Genomic DNA, 3,162 nt, shown 5'->3' on the forward strand with positions numbered 1-3,162 from the left:
TGTGATCAAGAGACAGCCTGGCCCGCGCCATGCGCGACGGTGTGGAGCGCCTTCTGGTGCCGGCCGTCGGCGCGGAGGGGGAAGCGCTCGGCGCCATTGTCGAGGAATGGGGCCTGGAAGCCGTTCCGCTGCTGCCGGGTCCCTCGACCGCCGACCGGCGCGCCCTGGCGGCGCTGCGCGGCATCCGGGCGGGCGGGATCGCGCTGCTGGCCGACGCCGCCGTCTACCGCCCCTCGCCCAGCGAGGAGGACCTGGTGCTCCTCGCCGGCGGCGAGGCGGGGCTGGAGGCGGATGTTGTGGAACTCGGCTGGGCCGGCGATCCGCGCCGGGGACGCCTCGCCAGCCTGTTCGATGCGCGGGCGCCCGCCTTCTGGGGCCGGCCGCCGGCAAGGGGCATGGGGGCGACGATCGGCTACGGGGCGGAACTGGCCGCTCCCCTGTTCGCCGGAACGCCGGCCGCGCCCTCCCGGCTGCTGCCGCTGCTGGCCTTCGTGCTGCATGCCGGCTGCGTCTCGCTGCGCCTGGCCATCCCGCCGGCCGAGGAGGCCGCCCTGGCCCCCGCGCTCCGTCGGCTGGAGGCGGAGGGCATCCGGGTCTTCGCACGCGATCGGAGGAGGGCCGCCTGATGCGGGTCGCGATCTTTGTCACCAACGCGCCCGGCAACTACGGCGGCGGCCGGCTCGCGGCCTATGTGCTGGCGCAGTGCCTCGCCCGCGCCGGGGCCGACGTGGCCTTCGTCACCAACCACGTCCCCGTCTTTCACGAGGACCTGCACGCCTTCGGGCGGCCGGGCCGGATCGGCATCCATGTCACCAAGGACTTCCTGACGGCGCTGCCGGAAGGGCGCTTCGACGTGGTGGTGCTGATCCCGACGCAGTCGCTGGACCGCATGGTCTATGTCGGCGCGCGCGGCTTCGCGCAGCGGCGCGGGGCGCGGATGTGCATCTTCAACTTCGAGACGCCGAACTGGTTCAACGCCGCCGTGCCGGTGCCGCGCGACGAGGTGCTGTGGCGCGAATGGAAGCTGGCCACCGAGGATGTCGCCGAGAACGGCGTGCTGATCCTCAGCAATTCCCGCGAATCCGAGAAGTACGCGCGCCTCTGGTACGATGACGAGCGGCTGGAATTCGGCCACTGGCACCAGCCGATCAACCTCGACGCGGCGGCGCGGGCGGCGGTGCAGTACCGCGAGAAGCGCATCCTGAGCTTCGTGCGGCCGCGCGACCCGCACAAGGGCGCGGGCGACCTGATCGACGTGCTCTGCGAGGAGATGCGCGGCTGGACGCTGTCGCTGATCGTCGGCAGCCCGAAGCTGGACGAGGCCTATCGCGACGCGCTGGTGCCGGTGGCGCGCCGCTATGGCGTCGAGGTCGAGGTGCATCCGCTGGCCAGCGACACGCAGAAATTCGTCGAGCTGCGCCGCGCCCGGATGCTGCTCTACCCCTCCTGGTTCGAGGGCTATGGCCTGCCGCCGATCGAGGCGCTGACCGTGGGCACGCCTTGCGTCTGCTACGACCTGGACGTGGTGAAGGAGGTCTGCGGCGACGCGCTGATCACCGCGCCGGTCGGCGACGTGGCGAAGCTGCGCGAGGGCGTGCTGCGGGTGATGAAATCCTCGCCCGAGGACTGGGCGTACCTGCCGCAGGTGGTGGAGGCGGTCTCCTCCGTCGAGCGCTGCGGCCAAGCGGCGCTGGCGGAGCTGGAGCGCTTCCTGGCCAGGCCGCTGCCGCCGAAGCCGCAGCTTTCCACCCCCGCGAAGCTGCCGAAGCGGCCGGAGCCCAAGCGCCTCAACCTGGGCGCGGCGGTGATGCATCCGGGCTGGCTGCTGGAGATCAAGGGTTGGGCCGCCGCGCCGCCCGATGCGCGCGTGGTGCTGCGCGCGGATGGCGAGCTGCTCGGCGAGGCGGTGCGCGGCATGGTGCGCAAGGACGTGCTCAAGGAGAATCCCTGGATCGGCACGGAGGAGTGCGGCTTCGGGCTGGTCCGCCCGCATGTCGCCATGGGCCATGCGGTGCAGGTCAGCGCCGTGGTGCTTTCCGCCTCGGGCGAGGTGCTGGACCATGCCACGCGGGTCTATGACCTGGTGGAGCTGGCCAAGGCACGGCCGGCCAAGCCGCCGAGCTGGTGGCGCAGCGGCGGCATGAAGTTCCTGCGCGAAGCCGGCAGCAGCCTGGTGCATGGCTGGGCCGCCGGGGCGCCGGTTCCCTTCCTGCTGGAAGGCTTCGCCGGGCCGCGCCGGGTCTGGATGCAGGGCGGCCGGGCGCGCCCGGACGTCATGGGCAAGCTGGAAGGCTTCCCGCAGCAGACGCCGGGCTTCAGCGCCCATCTCGGCCCCGAGGAAAGCTGGATGCTGGAGGCGGCGGGCGCCTTCACCCTGGTCGGCTACAGCCGCGCCGGCGTCGCGGTGCAGGCCCTGCCGGCGAAGTGGGAGAAGGCCGCGCCGGGGGCGGTGGAGCCGCATCTCGCGCAGGGCGAGGACCCGACCAGCCTGCCGGTCCTGGCCGAGCTCAAGCGCGTCGCCCTCGACGAATACGGCGTGCTGGAGGTGGAGGGCCATGTCCTGTCCCGCCCTCGCATGGAGGCGATCCGCGTGCTGCTCGACGGCGAGCTGCTGGGCGAGACCCTGCCGGACCGGTTGCAGACCGGCCTGCACAACAAGAACCGGGCCTATGGCGATGCCTATTCCGGCTTCGCCCTGAACGGCCGGGCGCCGAACCTGCCGGGGGAGGAGGTTCGGGTGGAGTTCATCCGGGGCGGGGAGGTGGCGCATGCGATCGCCACCGCGCCGACGCGGATGCGCCGGGGCAAGGGCGCGCGCTACGGCGCCGATCTCGCCTGGCTGCCGCCCGGCCTGCTGGAGGATGCCGGTTCCGGCTTGACCCTGGTGGTGATCGAGAAGGGGACGACCCTCGACCACCTGCGCGGCGCGGCGGAGCGGGCGCTGCTGGCCGAACTGCGCCGGCGCGGGCCGCTGCTGCTGCTGCTGCACGGCAACCCGCACGGCTTCACCCCGGACCTGTCGCGCTGGCAGGAGCTCTGCGACGGGCTGCTGCTGGTGAACGACCTGCATCCGGGCGAAGACGCCCTGGCGCACAGCCTGGCTCTGCTCGCGGCCGAGCCTGTCTCTTGATCACATCTACGCACAGCTCCACCGTAAGGCGA

General features: G+C 72.5%; 2 protein-coding genes. Both read left to right on the forward strand.

The genetic code is table 11. The annotated features are described in order from the left end of the window. The first annotated feature begins 29 nt into the window (after positions 1-29). Complete coding sequence (locus tag ROTAS13_RS27450) at positions 30-626, forward strand: hypothetical protein (RefSeq protein WP_075823400.1); 597 nt, start codon at positions 30-32, stop codon at positions 624-626. Further along, complete coding sequence (locus tag ROTAS13_RS21785) at positions 626-3,130, forward strand: glycosyltransferase family 4 protein (RefSeq protein ID WP_075823401.1); 2,505 nt, start codon at positions 626-628, stop codon at positions 3,128-3,130. The genes ROTAS13_RS27450 and ROTAS13_RS21785 overlap by 1 nt, the downstream gene beginning before the upstream one ends. The last annotated feature ends 32 nt before the right edge of the window (positions 3,131-3,162 follow it).

The sequence above is a fragment of the Roseomonas sp. TAS13 genome, assembly GCF_001950415.1.
GTDB lineage: Bacteria > Pseudomonadota > Alphaproteobacteria > Acetobacterales > Acetobacteraceae > Roseomonas > Roseomonas mucosa.

Bases quoted from the DNA above. Each gene is read 5' to 3' on its own strand.
- ROTAS13_RS27450 (WP_075823400.1), top strand. From the start codon at position 30: ATGCGCGACGGTGTGGAGCGCCTTCTGGTGCCGGCCGTCGGCGCGGAG.
- ROTAS13_RS21785 (WP_075823401.1), top strand. From the start codon at position 626: ATGCGGGTCGCGATCTTTGTCACCAACGCGCCCGGCAACTACGGCGGC.